This is a genomic window from Streptomyces sp. NPDC091281 (assembly GCF_044757425.1).
GTDB lineage: Bacteria > Actinomycetota > Actinomycetes > Streptomycetales > Streptomycetaceae > Streptomyces.
This window is the reverse complement of record NZ_JBIVUY010000011.1, coordinates 117,717-134,934: the sequence shown is the minus strand read 5'-3', so window position 1 is coordinate 134,934 and position 17,218 is coordinate 117,717. Positions and strand designations below refer to the sequence as shown.

Sequence of the window (17,218 nt, the reverse complement as noted above, 5' to 3'; positions counted from 1 at the left end):
CACCACCGCGAGAAGAGGGAACGACATGGCAGCGACGGCGTACACCGCACGGTCGGCACTCGTCGTGGCGGCCACGCTCTGCGCCCTCGCCGTGTCGGGGTGCTCGGCGTCACCGCAGGACACCGGCCGGGCGGCCGCACCGCCCGCCGCCGCCCCGGCCGGGAGCGCGGGCGGCGCGGGCGCGGCCGTCCAGGGCGGTCTCGACACCACCGCGATCGGCTGGCTCCAGCTGATGATCGCCATGGACGACCAGGCCCGGCACCTGCTCGAACTGGCCCCCGCCCAGGGCGCCGACGCCCGGCTCGGCACCTGGGCGACCGGCCTGGCCGCCCGGCACCGCACCGACCTCACCGCGCTGCGCGGCATGCTCGCCGACGCGGGCGTCCGCGACGACAACCCGCACAAGGGCCACGACATGCCCGGCATGGTCAGCACGACCGAACTCCAGGACCTGGAGAAGGCCCGCGGCAAGGCCTTCGACACCCTCCTGCGCGCCGCGATGCGCGAACACCTCGTCCAGGCACAGAACATGGCGACCGCCGTCGCCGGCACCGGAACCGGCCCGAAGGTCAAGCAACTCGCCGCGAAGGTCGGCGAGTCGGCGGCCGAGGCGCAGCGCACGCTGCCCACCGAGGACGCGTGAACGACGTACGACGGCCCGGTCAGTCGCGCTCGGGCTCGTCGACCGCTCTCGGCGCGGGCGCCTGCGGCCCGTCCGCCCGTGACACGTCCACCCCGGTCACGTCCGCCCCCGCCTCCCGCACCGGACGGAACTCCACGGCCACCACCCCGTCGACGCTCCGGCACAGCTCCTCCAGCGCCTCGACCGACGCGCCTGACGACAGGCGTCCGCTGAGGACGACCTGGCCGTGCGTCACGTCGACCTGAAGTGCTGAGGGCGCCTCGCCCAGCGTCCGCACCAGCACCTCCTCCACGATCTCGGTACGGATCGCCTGGTCCGAGCGGACGAAGATGCGCAGCAGGTCGCTCCGGCTCACCACGCCGATCAGCCGTTCCGCCTCGTCCACGACGAGCAGCCGCTTCACCCCGTGCCGGGCCATCACCCGGGCGGCGTCCACCACGCTCCAGTCCTCGCGCGCCGACACCGCGGGGGACGTCATCAGCCCCGCCGCGTCGGTCGCCCAGGTCTTCGCGGGGCGCGCCACCGGGCCCGGACCGGGGGAGTCCGCACCCGGGCCTTCCCCGCCCGTCCCGCCCGTGCCCGTCCCGCCCGTGCCCGTCTCCCCGGTCTCGCTCTCCTGACGGCCCCACATCTTCTGGAGGAGGTCCGCCTCCGACACCACGCCCACCGGCCGGTTCGCGGCGTCCACGACAGGCACCGCCGTGATGTCGTACTCCAGCAGCAGATGCGCGATCTCCTTGAACGGCGTGCCCGCCTGGACGGTGACGACCGCGTTGCTCATGACGTCGCGCACGGACTGGTGGTTCATCGCGGAACTGCCTCTCTGGTGCCGGCTCGGGGACCGGGTGACGCGCCCGTCCGGCCGCCACCGACATCATCAACGAACGGCGGGCCCCCGAGTGCGCCCGACATCCGGCCCTGACCTCGGACGTCCGCGACCGGACCACCGGGTGCGTTGTCAGTGGCCTCCTCTACGGTTCAGACAGTTGGACCCGCCGGAACGGCCGCGGGTCCGTCCGTGAGGAGGGGTGCGCCATGTCCGCGGGTGCCGAGGGAACCGCTGTGTCGACGACGTATCTGGAGCTGTCCCAGGAGACCGGTGGGGCGCACAAGTTCTACGAGGTGACCGTCGACGGCCTCGTCGTGACGGTCCGTTACGGCCGGATAGGCGCCGACGGGCAGACGCAGGTCTCCTCGTTCGCCACTCCGCAGAAGGCCCAGGCCGCCGCCGCGAAGAAGGTGGGGGAGAAGGTCCGCAAGGGATACGCCCCGGCCGTGCGCGGCGGGCGCGCCCCGCGCCCCGTGACCCGCCGTCAGGTGACCTCGGCCCCGTCCACCGCGAAGGCCGTCGCCCCGGTGCTGTGGCGGTTCCGCACCGGCTCCTCCGCCTTCGGCATCCACGTCGACGACCGCCACTGCTGGGTGGGCAACCAGGCGGGCGACGTCTACACCCTCGACCACGAGGGCACCGCCCTCGCCCAGTTCAGCCTCCCCGACGGCGTGAAGTGCCTCGTCGCCGACGACTTCTGGATCTACGCGGGCTGCGACGACGGCAAGGTCTACGACCTCTCCTCCAAGCTCCCCTTCGCCGCCTACGACATCGCCGCCGACGTCGACATCTTCTGGCTGGACATCCACGAGGGCGTCCTCGACGTGTCCGACGCGGGCGGCCGCCTCACCGTCATCGACCACGAGGACGAGCACCAGTGGGCCCGCCGCAGCCAGGGCGACCACGCCTGGATGGTCCGCGCCGACGACCGCGCCGTCTACCACGGCCACCACAAGGGCGTCACCGCCTACGCCCCCGACGGCGGCGCCGAACTGTGGCACACCGCCACCCGCGGCGGCGTCCTCTTCGGCTGGCAGGAGGCCGACGCCGTGTACGCGGGCACCGCGCACCGCGTCGTGCAGCGCCTCGCGAAGGCGACCGGCGCCATCGAGGCCACCTACGGCTGCGACAGCGCGGTCTACTCCTGCGCCACCTCGCCCGGCGGCCGCTACGTCTTCGCCGGGGACGCCTCCTCCTCCGTCTACTGCTTCGACCGGGACGGCACCCGGCTGTGGAAGCTCGGCACGGGCGGCGGATCGGCCCTGTCGATGCAGTACCACGACGAGCGGCTGTACCTGGTGACCACGGACGGCTCGCTGGTCTGCGTGGACGCGAGCGAGGCGGCCGTGGCCGCGGCCCAGCAGGGCACGGTCCCGGTGGCCCGCGACATCAAGCTCGCCGCCGCCCTGCCCGTGCACCAGCCCGCGACCGCCGTCGAGGCCGTCACCACCATCGCCCAGGCCCCCGCGGGCACCATCGTCGTCGAGTGCGTCCAGGAGGCCGGCCGCGTCCGCGTCCACGTGGTCAGCGAGGGCTACGAGCGGTCCTGGAAGGTCCAGTTCCCCCGCGCCATCCGCGAACCCGGAGCACGCTACGTCGTGGACGCCCTGCACCCGGCCGCGGGCGGCTTCTACCGCGTCCGCGGTGACATCCGCCGCCTGCTGTGACCGGCGACCGGGGGGCGCCGCACCCGAGAGCGGGCCCCACTCCCGTGCGGGCCTCACCCCCCGGGTGTCTCCGCCTCCCGTCGGCGCACCTCCTCGACGAGGCGCCGCAGGAGGGTGCGCGCCGCCGCGATGTCCGCCTCCGGGAGACCGACCGCCAGCGACCGGTGCGCCTCGGCGGCCAGCGCGGTGATCTCCCGCAGGACGCGCTCCCCGTCCGGCGTCAGCGCCAGCAGCGGTGACCCCCGGTGGTCCGGGTTGGTGCGGAAGGCGGCAAGCCCCTCGCCGACCAGGTCGTTCGCGAGACGCTGCACCCCCTGCCGGGCCACCCCGAGCCGCCGTGCCGCGCCCGCCACGGTCTGCGGGGTGTCCGAGACGACACTGAGCACCTGCCACCGCGCCTGGGTCTGCCCCCGCGACGAGGCGATCGCCTCGCCGGACCGGCGCAGCGCCCCCGCCGCCTCGTAGACGTCGGCGATCAGCAGGGCGAGTTCGTCGGCCATGCCGTGTCCTCCATGCCAGGTCCTCCGGAGATCCGCGATTGACAACACGTTGTCAGTCTGTGAATGTGTTGTCATCCTACCGTCGGGGCGTCCCGTCCGGGCGCCCCGACGCAGCCTCTTCCCTCCCGGAGCACGACCATGAGCACCGCGATCCTGAACCTGCGCGCCGCCTACGAGCGCGCCGCCGCCGTCCGCCCGCCCGTCGGCGGCTTCCCCTACCTCGCCGAGGCGCTCCGCCAGGCACGCGTCACGGGCTACCGGGTGACCGTCCCGTCGATGACCACCGTCTACGCGTCCCCCGACGGCGCGGTCACCGTCCTCGGCGACCCGCTGATCACCGGCACCGCCGACGTCCCGCCGTACGACGAGGCGCGCTTCGTCGCGTCCCTGCGGGCCAGCCAGGCGGGCGGGACCACCTACCCGGAGTTCGTCCGCGGCTGCTGGGAGGCGGGCGTCGTCAGCTACGACGTCGACCTCGCCGCCCGCACCTGCACCTACCACGGCGCCGACGGCGACAACTACACGGAGGTCTACCCGGCCGTCGAGATCTGAGCCCGCCCCCGTCGGCCCGCCCCCACCGTCCCCCCGTCCCGCCCCGTTGCTCCGTCCGGTGCGGTGTCCGGCGGCGGAGCGGTTCCCCTCCTATCCTGGTGCGGCACAGACACGCTCGGCGCCGAGGCAGGCAGCACATGACGGAACCGCGGATCGACTACGAGGCGGTCTTCCGCGCCCTGCCCGGAATGGTGGCGCTGCTCACCCCGGACCTCGTGTACGCCGACGCCAACGAGGACTTCCTCCGGCTGGCGGGCCGCAGCCGCGAAGAACTCCTCGGCCGGTACATCTTCGACGTCTTCCCCGAGAACCCCCACGACCCGGCCGCCGCCGGACGGGCGGAGACGCAGGCCTCGATGATCCGCGTGGTCGAGACGGGCGAGCGCGACACCATGGCCCTGCTGCGCTACGACATCCAGGACCCGTCCCGCAACGGACGCTGGCGGGAGCACTACTGGAGCCCCGTCAACGCCCCCGTCCTCGACCCGGACGGCCACGTCCGCCTCATCGCGCACCGCGTGGAGGAGGTCACCCAGCTCATCCGCGCCCGCGGCGGCCCCGGCGGCGACCCCTCGTCGAGCGCGCTGGAGGCGGAGCTGTACACACGCGCCCGTGAGCTGCAGGAGATCAACGACCGGCTGCGGCAGGCGCACGCCAGGGAGCGCGAGATCGCCCTTGCCCTCCAGGCGGCCATGCTGCCCGCCCCGACGCCCGCCGGGCTGCACGGCGCCGCCGTTCGCTACCAGCCCGCCGTCGGCGCCCTCAACGTGTGCGGCGACTGGTACGACCTCGTCGACCTCCCCGGCGGGAACCTCGCGATCACCGTGGGGGACGTCGTCGGTCACGGTCTGGCGGCGGCGGGCGTCATGGGCCAGCTGCGCAGCGCGCTGAGCGCCGCCTGCCGCGTCGCGGAAGGACCCGCCCGCGCACTGGAGGTCCTCGGGCTGTACGCCCGGTCCGTCGACGGCGCCGAGTCGACCACCGTCGTGACCGCCTTCGTCGACCGGGACCGGCACACCGTCTCCTACAGCTGCGCCGGTCACCCGCCGCCCGCGCTGCTCCACCCGGACGGCACCGTCACCTTCCTCGACCAGGCCACCGACCCGCCGCTCGCCGCCCGCCCGGCCCACGTGCCGCGCCCGCAGGCCCACGTCGGGTTCACCGAGGGCGCCACCCTCGTCCTCTACACCGACGGCCTCATCGAGCGCCGCACCGAGGACATCGACACCGGCCTCGCCCGCCTCGCCGACTCCCTCACCCGCCACCGGGACAGCGCCCCCGAGGACCTGGCCGACCTGCTCCTGGATGAACTTCTCCCCCCGTCCGGCACCACCGACGACACCGCCCTGGTCGTGGTCCGGCTCTGACCCGACGACCCCTTCTCGGCCGCCCGCGCGGCACGGCCCCGCGCACTACGGCGTCGGCCGGTCGTCAGCTCGCCTCAGGAGCCCGTTCCGCCGCCGTGGCCGTGACCGGCGGCTGGGCCGTCGCCGACGCAGGAGCCGACGGCGCAGGAGCCGCTGCCGACGGGGGAGCCGTGGCCGACGTGCCGGGGACTCCGGGCAGGCGGGCGAGGAGACGGGGCGTGATGCGGCGGTACGCGGCCGGGTCGACCGGGTTGAGCCAGTGGGACGCCCGGACGGCGGCGGAGACGTTGAGGTCCAGGTCGGAGAGGACCTCGTCCACGTTGTGCATCGAGAACGGGATGATCTTCGTTCCCCGGCAGTGGTGGGTGTCCGTCGCGGTGTCCATGAAGGCGAGCTGCGCGACCACGGCCTCCCTGCGCTCCCTCGCCGGCGGCAGCGTGACCGCCCCGGCGAGGTCCGCCGCGATCCACAGCGCCGCCATCTCCGCGTTGAGCGGGCTGAAGAAGGACGAGTTGTAGCCGTTGAAGTACAGGCCGGGCACGCCGAGCGGGAGGATCTGCCGGTAGAGCATGAAGTTGCCGCGCTCGTCCAGCAGCCGCCGCTCCACGTCGGGCCCGAGGAACGGCACCCCCTGGGTGAATCCGGTGGCACAGACGACCAGGTCGGCGGGGAGGACCGTGCCGTCCCTGAGTTCGGCGTGCGGACGGCCGTCCTCGGCGGACAGCCGCGCGATCGTCACGTCGCGGTGGACGGTGATCGACCCGTCGGCGACCCCCTCGTAGAAGCCCTCCGTGCCCAGGCCGATGGCGCCCTTGACGATGTCCTCCATGCCGCCGCGCGGTACGAGCCCGGCCTGCTTGAGCCCGTACTGGCGGACCGACACCGAACCGATGGAGTTGAGCATGCGGCGGCGCAGACCGTTCGCGGGGCCGTGCAGGAACTTCTCCACGCCCCGCAGCACGCGGTAGCGGAACAGGGCCTCGCCCATCCGGGTGAGCAGCAGCAGCTTGAAGTTGACGACCCCGGCGATCCTGCGCGGCACTTTCCACAGCATCTGCCGGGCGATGACGTCGGTTCCCGCCGCCACCCGGCTGATCGCCACCGCGACGTCGCAGGCGGACTTGCCGTAGCCGACCACCAGGACGTGCCGGTCACGGGCCTCCTCCACGTCGTGGAACTCCGACCCCGCGCAGAGCCGGCCGCCCGCGGCCGTGAACTCGTCCACCCCCGGGAAGGCGGGCATCGCCGGTTCGCAGAAGACGCCGTTGGCGACCACCAGCCGGTCGAACACCTCGGTGACCGTCCCGGCCTCCGGTCCCGCCCCGGCCGCGCGGGCGGTGAGGGCCCACCCGCCGTCCGCGGCCTCGGCCGTGATCACTTCGGTGTCGAGCCGCAGATGGGGGTCGAGGCCGAAGGCCGTGGCGTAGGCGGCGAAGTAGCGCTGCACCTGCTCGCCGCTCGGCCACTCCGGGTAGTCCGACGGCATCGGGAAGTCCGAGAGGGAGTACTGCGCCTTCGGGCTCTGGGTGGAGACGCCCGGGTAGCGGCGGGTGCGGCTCCACACCCCGCCCACGTCCGGGGTCCGGTCGAACACGACCACGTCGTGACCGGCCTGTTTCAGCACCTTGGCCGTGCTCAGCCCGGCGACTCCCGCGCCGATGATCCCGATTCTCACGTGACTCTCCTCTGGCGGCTCTGAGGTTCTGCGGTTCCTGCGGCTCTGCGGCTCTGCGGGACGGGGGGACAGCGGGTGATCAGGGAAACAGGGGGGATCGGCGGGACACGGGTCCCCGGGCGTCCGGGGACCCGGCACGGTGCGGGCCCGTCAGACTCGTGCGGCCTCGGCGGCTTCCAGGGCCGGTGCGATGTCCATGTGCACCCGGTAGTCGACGATCACGGCGTCCTCCCCGGCGGGGCGGCCCGGCGCCAGCTCGACCACTGTCACGCACGGCATCGCGACCGTCCCGGCGGGGGCCGCCACCTCGATGGTGAAGCGGCAGAACAGCTGGTCCCCGTGGCGCACCACCTGGTCGACCCGGTGCCGTACGGGCGGGATGGCCGCGACGGCCCCCGCGGTGGCCGCGACGATCGCGGCGCGGCCCCGCAGCGGCTCGGCGTTGCCGAAGCGGTAGGATGCCGTGTCGGTGAAGTACGCGCCGAAGCGGTCGAAGTCATGGGCGTCGACCGCCTCGCACAGGTCGCGCACCATCCGCTCCGCGGCCTCCTGGGCGTCCGCCTCCAGGCCCGCGGCGGCCGTGCCGGTCACCGCTGCTCCCCGCTCTTCTTCACGAGGGACAGGCCGTGGCGGTCCATGATCTCGGCGACCTTGGTCATGTCGCGCGGGCCGGGCGGGAGCGCGCTCAGGTCCCGGTAGTAGTTCTCCAGGCCGGGCGGGGAGACCACGGCGACGATCCGGGTCTCGGTCTCGCCCTCGTTGTAGAACATGTGCGGCACCCCGCGCGGCATCAGCAGCGCCGCCCCCGGCCGGAGGCGGTGCACCTCGCCGCCCAGCTCGACGGTGGCCACCCCGGCCGTACAGACGAACAGCTCGTCCTCGCGGCTGTGGATGTGGGTGGGCGGGCCGCCGAGGCCCGGCGGGACGACGTACTCGAACAGCGAGTACGCGCCCTTGGTGTCCTCACCCGTGAGCTTGACGAAGATGCCCAGGCCGATCGCGCCCACGTCGTCGCCGTCGCCGGGGGCGAGGACGGTGTGCCGGGGGGACGGGGATGGTGCGGGGGCCTGCTGCTGTTCGAGGTCCATGACCGACACTCCTTCACCGGCCGCCTGGCGGCCTGCGGTTCGCGGCTGCTGCTCCCGGCCGATGCGCGCGGTGCCCCGGGCCGCGTACCCGAGGGTGCGTCCGCGCGGTCCCGCCGCCGGGTGGGGCGGGGCACCGTGCCCGGCCTGCGCCGGACCGTCCGGTCCGCGCATCGGCCCGACGTGGCGTCAGTATGGGGCCGGGCGGGCCGCCCCGGCAGGACGTCGTCCCACTGGCCGGGACCCGGATTCAGGCCGGCGGGCGCTCCGTCGGCGCAGGGCGGGGCCGGGCGGGGCGGGCAAGGTGGGGGAGGCCGTGCAGGTGGGTCGGGCCGTGCAGGTCGGTGGGGTCGGGGCGGCGGTGGTCAGCGCCGGGTGGAGTAGGCGCGCGTCGCGGCCGCGGCGGCGAGCCGTACGGCGGGCCCGGCCCGGTCCGCGCGTACCAGCGCCGTGGGGCCGGTGACCGACAGCGCGGCCACGACCTGCCCTTCCGGTCCGAAGATCGGGGCGGCGACGCAGCTGACGCCGATGTTGCCTTCCTCCCGGTCGGCCGCCCAGCCCCGGTGCGGGATGGCCGCCAGCTCCCGCCGCAGTCCCGTCGGCGTGGTCACCGTGCGGGACGTGCGCGGCTCCAGCCCGGCCGCGACGACGGCGTCGATCACCTCGGGCGCCGAATAGGCGAGGATCGCGCGCCCCAGCCCCGAGCAGTACGCCGGGATGAACCCGCCGACCTGCGAGAGCATCGGCATCGGACGGTGCCCGGTGATCTTCTCGACGATCAGCACGCGGGTGCCGTCCAGGACGCCGAGCTGCACCGTCGTCCGGGTGGCGCCGTACAGGTCCTGGAGGAAGGGCAGCACCGCCTCGCGCAGCTCGTGCCGGACGGGCGCCAGGCCGGACAGTTCGAACAGCCGGTTGCCGATGCGGTAGCGCTCGCCCGGCTTGTCCAGCCAGCCCAGTCTGATCATCGTCTCGGCGGTGCGGTGGGTGGTCGACCGGGGCAGCCCGCAGCGGCGCACCAGCGCGCCGAGCGTCAGCTCCCGGTGGGCGGCGTCGAACGCGCCCAGGATCGCGGCGGCCCGGTCCAGCGCGCCCGACCGCGACGCCGTCACGGCCGAGGGCGCGTCCACAGCGCCGCCCGGTGCGCCGTCGTCCGGTCCGCCCGGTCCGCCGTCCGGTCGCTCGTCCGGCGTGTCGTCGGGCCGGGTGTCCTGCCTGGTGGGACTCATCCCTGGTTCCTCGCCTTCACGTGGCCCACGCTAGACCCACCCCGTGGGACCCGGTCAACCGCGCGGCCCGTCCCGCCGCCGGGACCGCCCGCAGACGCCCGCCCCGTGCCACCGGGGCGCAGGCACCCGCCCGGACTACGGAAAGGCAGTCACCGTGAGACGCACCGCGCTGGTCGGAGGGGGAGCCGCCGGGATCGGCCGGGCGGTCGCGGAGGACCTGGCGCGGGCCGGGCACCGCGTCGTCGTCACCGGCCGCCGCCCCGCCGCCCTGGAGCAGGCCGCGCGCGAGCTGAGCGCGGAGACCGGCGCCCCCGTGCATCCGATGGTCGGCGACATGGCCGACACGGGGGCGGCGGCCGGCCTGCTCGCGCGGATCGGGGAGGAGCACGGCCCGCTGGACGTGCTGGTGCTGAACGCGGGCGGCCCGCCGCCGGGGTCGGTGTTCGACCTCGGCGACGACCAGTGGCGGTCCGCGTTCGAACTGCTCCTCCTCGGCCCGCTGCGGCTGGCCCGGCTGGCGCTGCCCGCCATGGCGCAGCGCGGCTTCGGCCGGGTCGTCGTCGTGACCTCCACCGCCGTACGCCAGCCCCAGCCCGACCTCGCCGCCTCCGTCGTACTGCGCTCGGCGGTCACGGCCGCCGCGAAACTGCTGTCCCGCGAGTACGCCGCCGACGGCGTCACCGTCAACTGCGTCGCCCCCGGCGCCACCGCCACCGAGCGCCGCACCCAGGTCCTCACCTCGCGCGCCCTGGCCGCGGGACGGCCCTACGAGGACCTGGTCGCCGAGGACACCGCCGCCGTGCCCGCCGCCCGCCCGGCCCGCCCCGCCGAGATCGCGGCCGCGGTGACCTTCCTCGCCTCGCCCGCGGCGAGTTACATCAACGGGACCGTCCTGACTGTCGACGGCGGACGAACGGAGACCATCTGATGAGCAGTTCCGGCCCGGACTTCACCATGAAGGACTTCCTCGGCACCGTGTCCGCCACGGTGCCCGCGAGCCCGCTGCGCCCGATCGTGGTGCGCGCGGACGAGCTGGAGGAACTTCCCACGGACCAGATCCACAACCCCACCCTGCTGTCCGTCGCCGGACGGCTGCCCACCGCCACCTTCGAACTGTTCCGCCAGACCATCCCGGCCGGGGCGAGTTCCGACATGCAGCGCCACCACCACGAGACCGTCCACTACGTCATCTCCGGCACCGGGCACAGCGAGGTCGAGGACGAGACCGTCGCCTGGTCCACCGGCGACTTCGTCTACACCCCGCCGTGGACCTGGCACCGCCACTACAACGACTCCGCCGACGCCCCGGTGGAGTTCCTGACCATCGAGAACTCCCGGCTGCTCAACCTGCTCGGGGTCGGCCGCCGCCAGAGCGCGGGCCTGGTCACCGTCGACGAGGCGCGCGCCCGTTTCTCCCAGGAGGAGGACCAGTGACATCCGAGACCCACGCCCCGCCCGCCCCTCCCGCGCCCCCGGCCGGACGCGAACACCTGAGCATCTGGGACGAGTTGGCCGACCTCGACCACGAACTGAGCCACATCGACGTGCCCGTGGGCGGCCACACCGTCCGCACCCGTGTCCTGCGCGCCGGGACCGGACCCGACCTCGTCCTCCTGCACGGCACCGGCGGCCACCTGGAGGCCTACGCCCGCGACCTGGCCGGGCTGGCCGCCGACTTCCGCGTCACCGCCTACGACATGGTCGGCCACGGCTGGTCCGGGCTGCCCGACACGCCGTACACCATCGACGTGCTCACCGCGCACCTGCTCGGGCTGATGGACGCGCTCGGCATCGGACGGGCCCATCTGTCGGGGGAGTCGCTCGGCGGCTGGGTCGCCGCCTGGACCGCCGCCCACCACCCCGACCGCGTGAACCGGCTGGTCCTCAACACGCCGGGGAACATCGCCAACAAGCCCGAGGTGATGGAGAAACTGCGCGCGAGCACCCTCGCCGCGGTCCGCAGCCCCGACGAGGAGACCGTCCGTCGCCGGGTCGCGTTCCTCTTCCACCACAAGGACATGGTCACCGACGAACTCGTCGGCCTGCGCCGCGCGGTGTACACCCGGCCCGGCTTCACCGAGGCCGTCGAACGCATCCTCGTCCTCCAGGACCCCGAGATCCGCAAGGACTTCGCCTGGGACCCCGTGTGGGTCGGCCGGATCGCCGCGCCCACCCTGCTGCTGTGGACCGACCACGACCCGACCGGCGGACTCGACGAGGCCGCCCTCCTGCTGGGCTGGCTGCCCGACGCCCGGCTGCACGTCGTCACCGACGCCGGGCACTGGCCGCAGTGGGAGAAGCCCGCCGAGTTCCTCGCCGCCCACCACACGTTCCTGCTCGCCCGGAAGGACCCGGCATGAGCGAGATCATCGGCTTCCTGGGCATGTCCCACTCGCCGTTCGCCACCCTCCTCCCGCCCGTCGGCCCCGACGACCCCGGCGCGTCGTTCCTCACCGGCGTGGCCCGCGTCCGGCGCGCCGTCGCCGACCTCGCCCCCGACGCGGTCGTGGTCGTCGGACCGGACCACTTCCACGCCAACTTCTACGACGTCATGCCCCCGTTCGTGATCGGCGTCGACGCCGCCGAGGGCTTCGGCGACTACGGCAGCACCCCCGGCCCCCTCCCGGTCCGCGCCGACCTCGCCTGGGACCTCCGCGAGGGCCTGGACGCGGCGGGCTTCGACCTCTCCCTGTCGTACGCCCTCACCGTCGACCACGGCATCGTGCAGAGCTACGAGATGGCCACCGGCGGCACCGAGATCCCGCTCGTGCCCGTCGTCGTCAACACGGCGGCGCCGCCGCTGCCCGGCCTGGAGCGCTGCGCCGCGCTCGGACGCGCCCTCGGGGCGGCGATCCGCGCCTCGGCGTTCCCCGGCCGGGTCCTCGTGCTGGCCAGCGGCGGACTGTCGCACTGGCTGCCCTCCAACGACCCGCGCGACCCCACCGTGGTGGGCGAGAAGCGCGCCGCGCTCATCCACGGCCGCGGCGACACCCGCGCCTTCGCCGCCGCCCGCGAGCCGCGCGTACGGGCCATGGGCGGCGACCCGACGGCACGGGTGAACGCCGAGTGGGACGACTGGTTCCTCAAGCAGCTCGCCGTCCCCGACCTCGACCCCGTCCTCGCCCTCGGGCACGACGGGCTGGAGGCCGGGGCGGGCAGCGGCGGCCACGAGATCCGCTGCTGGCTGATCGGGCACGCGGCCGTCGGACTGCCCCTGCTCTGGACGCACTACGAGCGGGTCCCCGAGTGGATCACCGGCATGGGCATCGGAGCGACCTTCCCGGTGGACTGAACTCCCCTGCGACGGGGCGTGGACCGAACTCCCTTGCGACGGGCCGCGGTTCACGGTACGGGCGCGGGCCGGGGGCAGGTGACGTCCCGGTCGGGCAGCACGCCGTCCACCAGGTAGGTGTTCACCGCGCGTTCCACGCAGGCGTCGCGGGCCGCGAAGAGCCCGGCGTAGACGGTGTGCCGGAAGGCGCCGGGCAGGGTGACCAGCCGGGAGCCGGTCAGCGCCCGGTGCGCCGAGAGCTGTCCCGCGCGGACGGCCGCCGGGTCGCCGGAGGCCCCCACCAGCAGCACGGGCACGTCGTTGCGCACCCGCGTGGGCGGCTCCGCCGGGGCGACGGGCCAGAACGAGCACGGGGTCACCGTCCGGGTGAGCGGCCCGAACACGGGCTCGTCCGCGCGGTGCGCCTCGATGTCGCGGTAGGAGGTCTCCGGGTCGCGCGAGACGGCCCGGTCCGCGCACTGGATCGCGGTCTGCGCGCTGAACGTGCCGTCCCCGTCCGCCGAGGCCAGCCCCTCCAGCGTGGCCGCGAGCCCGGACGGGACCTCCACCCCGTCGTCCCCGCGCGCGGCGGCGACCAGCGCCCCCACGTCGGCGGCGAACCCCCCGTACGCCTCCGCGTCGTCGCCCGCGGTGACGCCCCACAGCAGCTGCGGCAGGACGCGGCTGTCGACGGCGTGGCCGCCGATCCGGACCGGCCGCCGCTCCACGGCCGCCGTCAGCCGCCCCACCGTCTCCCGCACCCGCGCGCCGGTCGCGCCGAGGTGGTAGCGGTCGTCGTGGCGCGCCGCCCACCCCGCCCACCGCCGCAGCGCCCGCTCGACGGCCGGTCCGGCGGTCCGGGTGAGGTCCGGGCCGAACAGGTCCGGGTCCAGCGGGCTGTCGAGGACCGCCCGGTCGACCCGGCCGGGGAAGAGCTGGAGGTAGACCTCCCCCAGGTAGGTGCCGTAGGAGGAGCCCAGGTACGACACGCGGCGCTCGCCGAGCGCGGACCGCACCACGTCCATGTCGCGCGCGGTGTTGCGCGTCGAGGCGTGCGGCAGCACCGACCGCCGCCCGGCACAGAGCGACGCCAGCTCACGGGCCAGCCGGACGTTCTTCTCGAAGCCCGCGCGGTCCGGCCCGGCGGCGCCGACGGACACGGTGGGCCAGCCGCAGTCCAGGGGCGCGCTGCGGCCCACGAACCGGGGGTCCATGCCGATCAGGTCGTAGCGGGCGGCGACCTCCGGTTCGGCCCGGCGCAGCAGCAGGCTGAGATACCGGGCGGGGACACCGGGACCGCCCGGGTTGTAGAGGAGCGCGCCGCGCCGCCGGGCGGGGTCGGTCGCGGGGAGGCGCGACACCGCCACGTCCAGGGTCGCGCCCTCGGGGTGCCGGTGGTCGAGCGGCACGGTGACCTCCCCGCAGCGCGCGCCCGCCGCGTCGAGTTCCTCCCCCTCGGTGTCGTCGGGGCCGGTGCGGCAGGCGTGCCAGGCGATGGCCTGCCCCGCGAACCGCTCCGGGGCGTGGGCCGCCGCCCGGCTGCCCGGCGGGGGCACCGGGGGCGAGCAGGCCGGGCCCGCGAGGACCACCGCCGTCAGCGCGGCGGCGGTGGCCGTCACGGTACGTGCACGCATCACGAGATCTCCTTGCTGAAATGCCTTGGGGTCGACGGGACTTTGCCGCCGGTCGCCGCACCGTAGGCCGCCGCTGCCCGCCCGCACATCGCCTCCCGGTCGGCATCCGGCGCCACCCGTACCCCACTCCGGTCGGACGGCGCACCGTCGCCGCGGACGCGCCGTTGCAACCGGGGGAGGAGACCGGGTCCTTCTGGGGTCGCAGCCGGGCGGCCGGGGCTCCGCCGAGGGACGCATGCCCCCGCCGCGGCGCGCGACGTACCGTGAAACCCCCCTGAAAAGGCCCCGGTCGGCGAGGAACGTGTGCGATGAGTTCTCCCCAGGCGACGTGGACGGCGCGCGCGGCGGAGTGGGCGCCCCGCGTCCGTGCCGGGTTGCCGCCCGCGGCGGCGGACGCGCTCCTGGTGGCGGTCCTCCTGCCGCTGACGACAGCCGCGGTGGCGGGCCGCACGGTCGCCGTAGCGTCGAGCGCCGCCCTGCTGCTGCCCCTGGCAGCCCGCCGCCGGGCCCCGCTGGCGGTGTTCGGCGCGGTCGCCGCCGCCGCGTTCGCCCAGTGGCTCCTGGACCTTCAACTACCGGCCGACGTCGCCTTGTTGGTCGCGCTGTACTCGGTCGCCGTGTACGCCTCCCCGCGCGCCCTGGTGGTCGCGGCGGCCGTCCTCGAAGGCGGCATCGTCCTCGCCGCGCTGCGCTGGGCCACCGACGGCCGCCTCCTCGGCACCACCGTCGCCCTCACCGCGCTCGCCGCCACCGCCGCCGCCGTCGGCCTGAACGTGCGCGCCCAACGCGAGCGCGCGGTACGGATGGAGCGCGAGCGGGACCAGCGGGCGCGGCTCGCGGCGGCCGAGGAACGCGCCCACATCACCCGCGAGATGCACGACATCGTCACCCACAACCTCTCCGTCATGGTCGCCCTCGCCGACGCCGCCGCCTTCACCGCGCCCCGGCCCGCCGACCCCGCGACGGTCACGATGAGCCGGATCGCCGAGACCGGACGCCAGGCCCTCACCGACATGCGGCGCGTCCTCGACGTGCTCCAGCCCGACGGCGCACAGCACGACGCGAAAACCGGCGAGGACCGTCGCCCGCCGCCCGGCATCACGGGCCTGGCCCCGCTCGCCGACCGCACCCGCGCCGCCGGACTGCCCGTGACGCTCGACGTGCGCGGCGACCACGCCCACGTCCCCGCCACCGCGCAGCTCACCGTCCACCGGATCGTCCAGGAAGCCCTCACCAACACCCTCAAGCACGCCCCGCCCGGCACCGAGGCCCGCGTCACCGTCCACTGCACGGCCCGCACCGTCACCGTGGACGTCACCGACGACGGCCCCGCCGCCCGCCCGTCCGCCCCCGCGTCCACCGGCCACGGACTGCCCGGCCTGCGGGAACGCGCCGCCGCGTACGGCGGCACCCTGACCGCCGGGCCCCGCGAGGGCGGCGGCTGGCGCGTCCGCACCCGCCTCGACCTGGGCTCCGCCGAGGAGCGCGAGACCCCCGCCACCCGCGGCACCGGGACCGTCGGCACCGCCCGCGGTCGTGTCGCCCCCGCCACCGGGCGGGCCGGATGACGATCCGGGTCCTGATCGCCGACGACGAGGCGCTGCTGCGCGCGGCCTTCGCCACCGTCCTCGACTCCCAGCCCGACATCCGGACCGTCGGCGAGGCCGCCGACGGCGCCGAGGCCGTGCGCCTCACCCGCGCCCTGCGCCCCGACGTGGTCCTCATGGACGTCCGGATGCCGGGCACCGACGGCATCGAGGCCACCCGGGACGTCGTACGCGACGTCCCCGGCAGCCGGGTCCTCATCCTCACCACCTTCGACCTCGACGCCCACGCCTTCGCCGCGCTGCGTGCCGGGGCCTCCGGCTTCCTCGCGAAGAACACCCGCCCCGGCGACCTGCTCTCCGCCGTCCGCGCGGTCGCCGCGGGCGACGCGGCGGTCTCGCCCCGCTTCACCCGCCGCCTCCTGGACCACCTCGCCACCCACCTGCCCACCACCGAAAAGGCCCCGCACGCCGCGCTGCTGGACCGCCTCACCGCACGCGAACGCCAGGTCCTCACCCGGATCGCGGGCGGCCTCACCAACACCGAGGTCGCGTCCGCCCTCTCGCTCGCGGAGGCCACGGTCAAGTCCCACCTCGGCCGCATCCTGCGCAAACTCGACCTCCGCGACCGGGTCCAGGCCGTCGTCTTCGCCTACGAGAGCGGACTCGTCCGCCCCGACCGCGGCGAGCACACCCCGGCCTCCGGGGCCGGGCGAGTACCGTGAAGTCCCGTCACGCGAGCGCGTGTTCGGGCCCGGAGCGAGAACCGGAGCGAGACCCGAGTGGGAAGGGACCCCCGTGACCGCAGACCGCGTATACCCCGAACTGGTCCGTGACGAGCAGTACCGGCACGACGTCGACGGACGGGTGGGCTGGGCCCACGTCCGTGTGTGGCGCACGACCGGCACCGCCGCCCCCGCGCCCGTGGTCGTCGTGCTCAGCGGACTGGTGGGCGGCGCCACCCTGGAGCGGCTGATCCCCCAGTTGCGCACCGAACTTCCCGGCGAGGAACCGGAGTTCTGGTACCACGAACCCAGCGACTGGCGGGCGATCGGCTACTACGCCGTGCTGACGGTGGCCTCCGACGGCTCCGTCACCGAGACCATCGCCCCCGGTGACGTCCTGTCGAGACGCCTCGGCCCCTCCTTCTACGCCACCGAGGACCCCGACGACGACACGCCGGGCGCCGGCTGACCCACCGCCGACGCCCGGCCCCCGCACG

Annotated in this window: 18 protein-coding genes; 11 read left to right on the top strand and 7 right to left on the bottom strand. The window is 75.0% G+C overall.

Features of this window, described 5'->3' with window-relative positions; translation table 11 throughout:
• The first annotated feature begins 25 nt into the window (after window positions 1-25).
• Window positions 26-643, top strand: a complete 618-nt coding sequence (locus ACIQPQ_RS26655) for a DUF305 domain-containing protein (RefSeq protein WP_401308245.1) — start codon at window positions 26-28, stop codon at window positions 641-643.
• Window positions 644-662: 19 nt separating this feature from the next.
• Here ACIQPQ_RS26655 and ACIQPQ_RS26650 read toward each other — a convergent pair whose 3' ends face one another.
• A complete protein-coding gene (locus ACIQPQ_RS26650; RefSeq protein ID WP_401308242.1) occupies window positions 663-1,451 on the bottom strand; it encodes a CBS domain-containing protein in 789 nt (262 codons plus the stop codon).
• Window positions 1,452-1,678: 227 nt separating this feature from the next.
• On the opposite strand from ACIQPQ_RS26650, the gene ACIQPQ_RS26645 reads away from it, so the two are divergent.
• Window positions 1,679-3,139, top strand: a complete 1,461-nt coding sequence (locus tag ACIQPQ_RS26645; protein WP_401308239.1) for a WGR domain-containing protein — start codon at window positions 1,679-1,681, stop codon at window positions 3,137-3,139.
• Between the two features lie 53 nt (window positions 3,140-3,192).
• On the opposite strand, the gene ACIQPQ_RS26640 is transcribed toward ACIQPQ_RS26645, so the two are convergent.
• Complete coding sequence (locus tag ACIQPQ_RS26640) at window positions 3,193-3,639, bottom strand: MarR family winged helix-turn-helix transcriptional regulator (RefSeq protein ID WP_401308237.1); 447 nt, start codon at window positions 3,637-3,639, stop codon at window positions 3,193-3,195.
• A 138-nt stretch (window positions 3,640-3,777) separates the two neighbouring features.
• Here ACIQPQ_RS26640 and ACIQPQ_RS26635 point away from each other — a divergent pair, with 138 nt between their 5' ends.
• The gene (locus ACIQPQ_RS26635) at window positions 3,778-4,191 is read left to right on the top strand and encodes a DUF1398 family protein (protein WP_401308234.1); all 414 of its coding nucleotides are present in this window, start codon (window positions 3,778-3,780) and stop codon (window positions 4,189-4,191) included.
• Window positions 4,192-4,328: 137 nt separating this feature from the next.
• Entirely contained in the window at window positions 4,329-5,558 is a 1,230-nt protein-coding gene (locus tag ACIQPQ_RS26630) for a PP2C family protein-serine/threonine phosphatase (protein WP_401308231.1), read from the top strand.
• 64 nt (window positions 5,559-5,622) lie between these two features.
• Here the strand turns inward: ACIQPQ_RS26630 and ACIQPQ_RS26625 are convergent, their stop codons facing one another.
• From ACIQPQ_RS26625 to ACIQPQ_RS26610, 4 genes are all read right to left on the bottom strand, one after another.
• Complete coding sequence (locus tag ACIQPQ_RS26625; RefSeq protein WP_401308228.1) at window positions 5,623-7,233, bottom strand: flavin-containing monooxygenase; 1,611 nt, start codon at window positions 7,231-7,233, stop codon at window positions 5,623-5,625.
• A gap of 150 nt (window positions 7,234-7,383) precedes the next feature.
• On the bottom strand, window positions 7,384-7,824 hold the full coding sequence (locus tag ACIQPQ_RS26620; protein WP_401308224.1) for a nuclear transport factor 2 family protein: 441 nt from the start codon (window positions 7,822-7,824) through the stop codon (window positions 7,384-7,386).
• Window positions 7,821-8,321, bottom strand: a complete 501-nt coding sequence (locus ACIQPQ_RS26615; protein WP_401308222.1) for a cupin domain-containing protein — start codon at window positions 8,319-8,321, stop codon at window positions 7,821-7,823. Before ACIQPQ_RS26615 ends, ACIQPQ_RS26620 begins: the two co-directional genes overlap by 4 nt.
• Before the next feature lie 362 nt (window positions 8,322-8,683).
• Window positions 8,684-9,547: an IclR family transcriptional regulator gene (locus tag ACIQPQ_RS26610; protein WP_401308219.1), complete on the bottom strand. Its 864-nt coding sequence runs from the start codon at window positions 9,545-9,547 to the stop codon at window positions 8,684-8,686.
• A gap of 154 nt (window positions 9,548-9,701) precedes the next feature.
• On the opposite strand from ACIQPQ_RS26610, the gene ACIQPQ_RS26605 reads away from it, so the two are divergent.
• From ACIQPQ_RS26605 to ACIQPQ_RS26590, 4 genes are read left to right on the top strand one after another with little or no spacing between them, the layout of a single operon-like run.
• Window positions 9,702-10,475, top strand: a complete 774-nt coding sequence (locus ACIQPQ_RS26605; RefSeq protein ID WP_401308216.1) for an SDR family oxidoreductase — start codon at window positions 9,702-9,704, stop codon at window positions 10,473-10,475.
• The gene (locus ACIQPQ_RS26600; protein WP_401308214.1) at window positions 10,475-10,981 is read left to right on the top strand and encodes a cupin domain-containing protein; all 507 of its coding nucleotides are present in this window, start codon (window positions 10,475-10,477) and stop codon (window positions 10,979-10,981) included. Before ACIQPQ_RS26605 ends, ACIQPQ_RS26600 begins: the two co-directional genes overlap by 1 nt.
• Window positions 10,978-11,907 carry an alpha/beta fold hydrolase gene (locus ACIQPQ_RS26595; protein WP_401308211.1) on the top strand — a complete coding sequence of 310 codons (930 nt, stop codon included), beginning with the start codon at window positions 10,978-10,980 and terminating at the stop codon, window positions 11,905-11,907. Before ACIQPQ_RS26600 ends, ACIQPQ_RS26595 begins: the two co-directional genes overlap by 4 nt.
• Window positions 11,904-12,839 carry a 2,3-dihydroxyphenylpropionate 1,2-dioxygenase gene (locus tag ACIQPQ_RS26590; RefSeq protein WP_401308208.1) on the top strand — a complete coding sequence of 312 codons (936 nt, stop codon included), beginning with the start codon at window positions 11,904-11,906 and terminating at the stop codon, window positions 12,837-12,839. Before ACIQPQ_RS26595 ends, ACIQPQ_RS26590 begins: the two co-directional genes overlap by 4 nt.
• A gap of 50 nt (window positions 12,840-12,889) precedes the next feature.
• On the opposite strand, the gene ACIQPQ_RS26585 is transcribed toward ACIQPQ_RS26590, so the two are convergent.
• Window positions 12,890-14,452, bottom strand: coding sequence for an alpha/beta hydrolase (locus ACIQPQ_RS26585; RefSeq protein ID WP_401308205.1), 1,563 nt, complete (start codon window positions 14,450-14,452; stop codon window positions 12,890-12,892).
• Between the two features lie 308 nt (window positions 14,453-14,760).
• On the opposite strand from ACIQPQ_RS26585, the gene ACIQPQ_RS26580 reads away from it, so the two are divergent.
• The 3 genes from ACIQPQ_RS26580 to ACIQPQ_RS26570 all read left to right on the top strand — a co-directional run bounded on the left by ACIQPQ_RS26580 (window position 14,761) and on the right by ACIQPQ_RS26570 (window position 17,190).
• Window positions 14,761-16,020, top strand: coding sequence for a sensor histidine kinase (locus tag ACIQPQ_RS26580; protein ID WP_401308203.1), 1,260 nt, complete (start codon window positions 14,761-14,763; stop codon window positions 16,018-16,020).
• On the top strand, window positions 16,017-16,721 hold the full coding sequence (locus ACIQPQ_RS26575) for a response regulator (protein ID WP_401308200.1): 705 nt from the start codon (window positions 16,017-16,019) through the stop codon (window positions 16,719-16,721). Before ACIQPQ_RS26580 ends, ACIQPQ_RS26575 begins: the two co-directional genes overlap by 4 nt.
• Before the next feature lie 73 nt (window positions 16,722-16,794).
• The gene (locus ACIQPQ_RS26570; RefSeq protein ID WP_401308197.1) at window positions 16,795-17,190 is read left to right on the top strand and encodes a hypothetical protein; all 396 of its coding nucleotides are present in this window, start codon (window positions 16,795-16,797) and stop codon (window positions 17,188-17,190) included.
• Window positions 17,191-17,218: the final 28 nt, after the last annotated feature.

What these genes read in the sequence shown, in the direction of transcription:
- ACIQPQ_RS26655 (WP_401308245.1), top strand. Translation starts at nt 26, where the DNA reads ATGGCAGCGACGGCGTACACCGCACGGTCGGCACTCGTCGTGGCGGCC.
- ACIQPQ_RS26650 (WP_401308242.1), bottom strand. Translation starts at nt 1,451, where the DNA reads ATGAACCACCAGTCCGTGCGCGACGTCATGAGCAACGCGGTCGTCACC.
- ACIQPQ_RS26645 (WP_401308239.1), top strand. Translation starts at nt 1,679, where the DNA reads ATGTCCGCGGGTGCCGAGGGAACCGCTGTGTCGACGACGTATCTGGAG.
- ACIQPQ_RS26640 (WP_401308237.1), bottom strand. Translation starts at nt 3,639, where the DNA reads ATGGCCGACGAACTCGCCCTGCTGATCGCCGACGTCTACGAGGCGGCG.
- ACIQPQ_RS26635 (WP_401308234.1), top strand. Translation starts at nt 3,778, where the DNA reads ATGAGCACCGCGATCCTGAACCTGCGCGCCGCCTACGAGCGCGCCGCC.
- ACIQPQ_RS26630 (WP_401308231.1), top strand. Translation starts at nt 4,329, where the DNA reads ATGACGGAACCGCGGATCGACTACGAGGCGGTCTTCCGCGCCCTGCCC.
- ACIQPQ_RS26615 (WP_401308222.1), bottom strand. Translation starts at nt 8,321, where the DNA reads ATGGACCTCGAACAGCAGCAGGCCCCCGCACCATCCCCGTCCCCCCGG.
- ACIQPQ_RS26610 (WP_401308219.1), bottom strand. Translation starts at nt 9,547, where the DNA reads ATGAGTCCCACCAGGCAGGACACCCGGCCCGACGACACGCCGGACGAG.
- ACIQPQ_RS26600 (WP_401308214.1), top strand. Translation starts at nt 10,475, where the DNA reads ATGAGCAGTTCCGGCCCGGACTTCACCATGAAGGACTTCCTCGGCACC.
- ACIQPQ_RS26590 (WP_401308208.1), top strand. Translation starts at nt 11,904, where the DNA reads ATGAGCGAGATCATCGGCTTCCTGGGCATGTCCCACTCGCCGTTCGCC.
- ACIQPQ_RS26585 (WP_401308205.1), bottom strand. Translation starts at nt 14,452, where the DNA reads ATGCGTGCACGTACCGTGACGGCCACCGCCGCCGCGCTGACGGCGGTG.
- ACIQPQ_RS26580 (WP_401308203.1), top strand. Translation starts at nt 14,761, where the DNA reads ATGAGTTCTCCCCAGGCGACGTGGACGGCGCGCGCGGCGGAGTGGGCG.
- ACIQPQ_RS26575 (WP_401308200.1), top strand. Translation starts at nt 16,017, where the DNA reads ATGACGATCCGGGTCCTGATCGCCGACGACGAGGCGCTGCTGCGCGCG.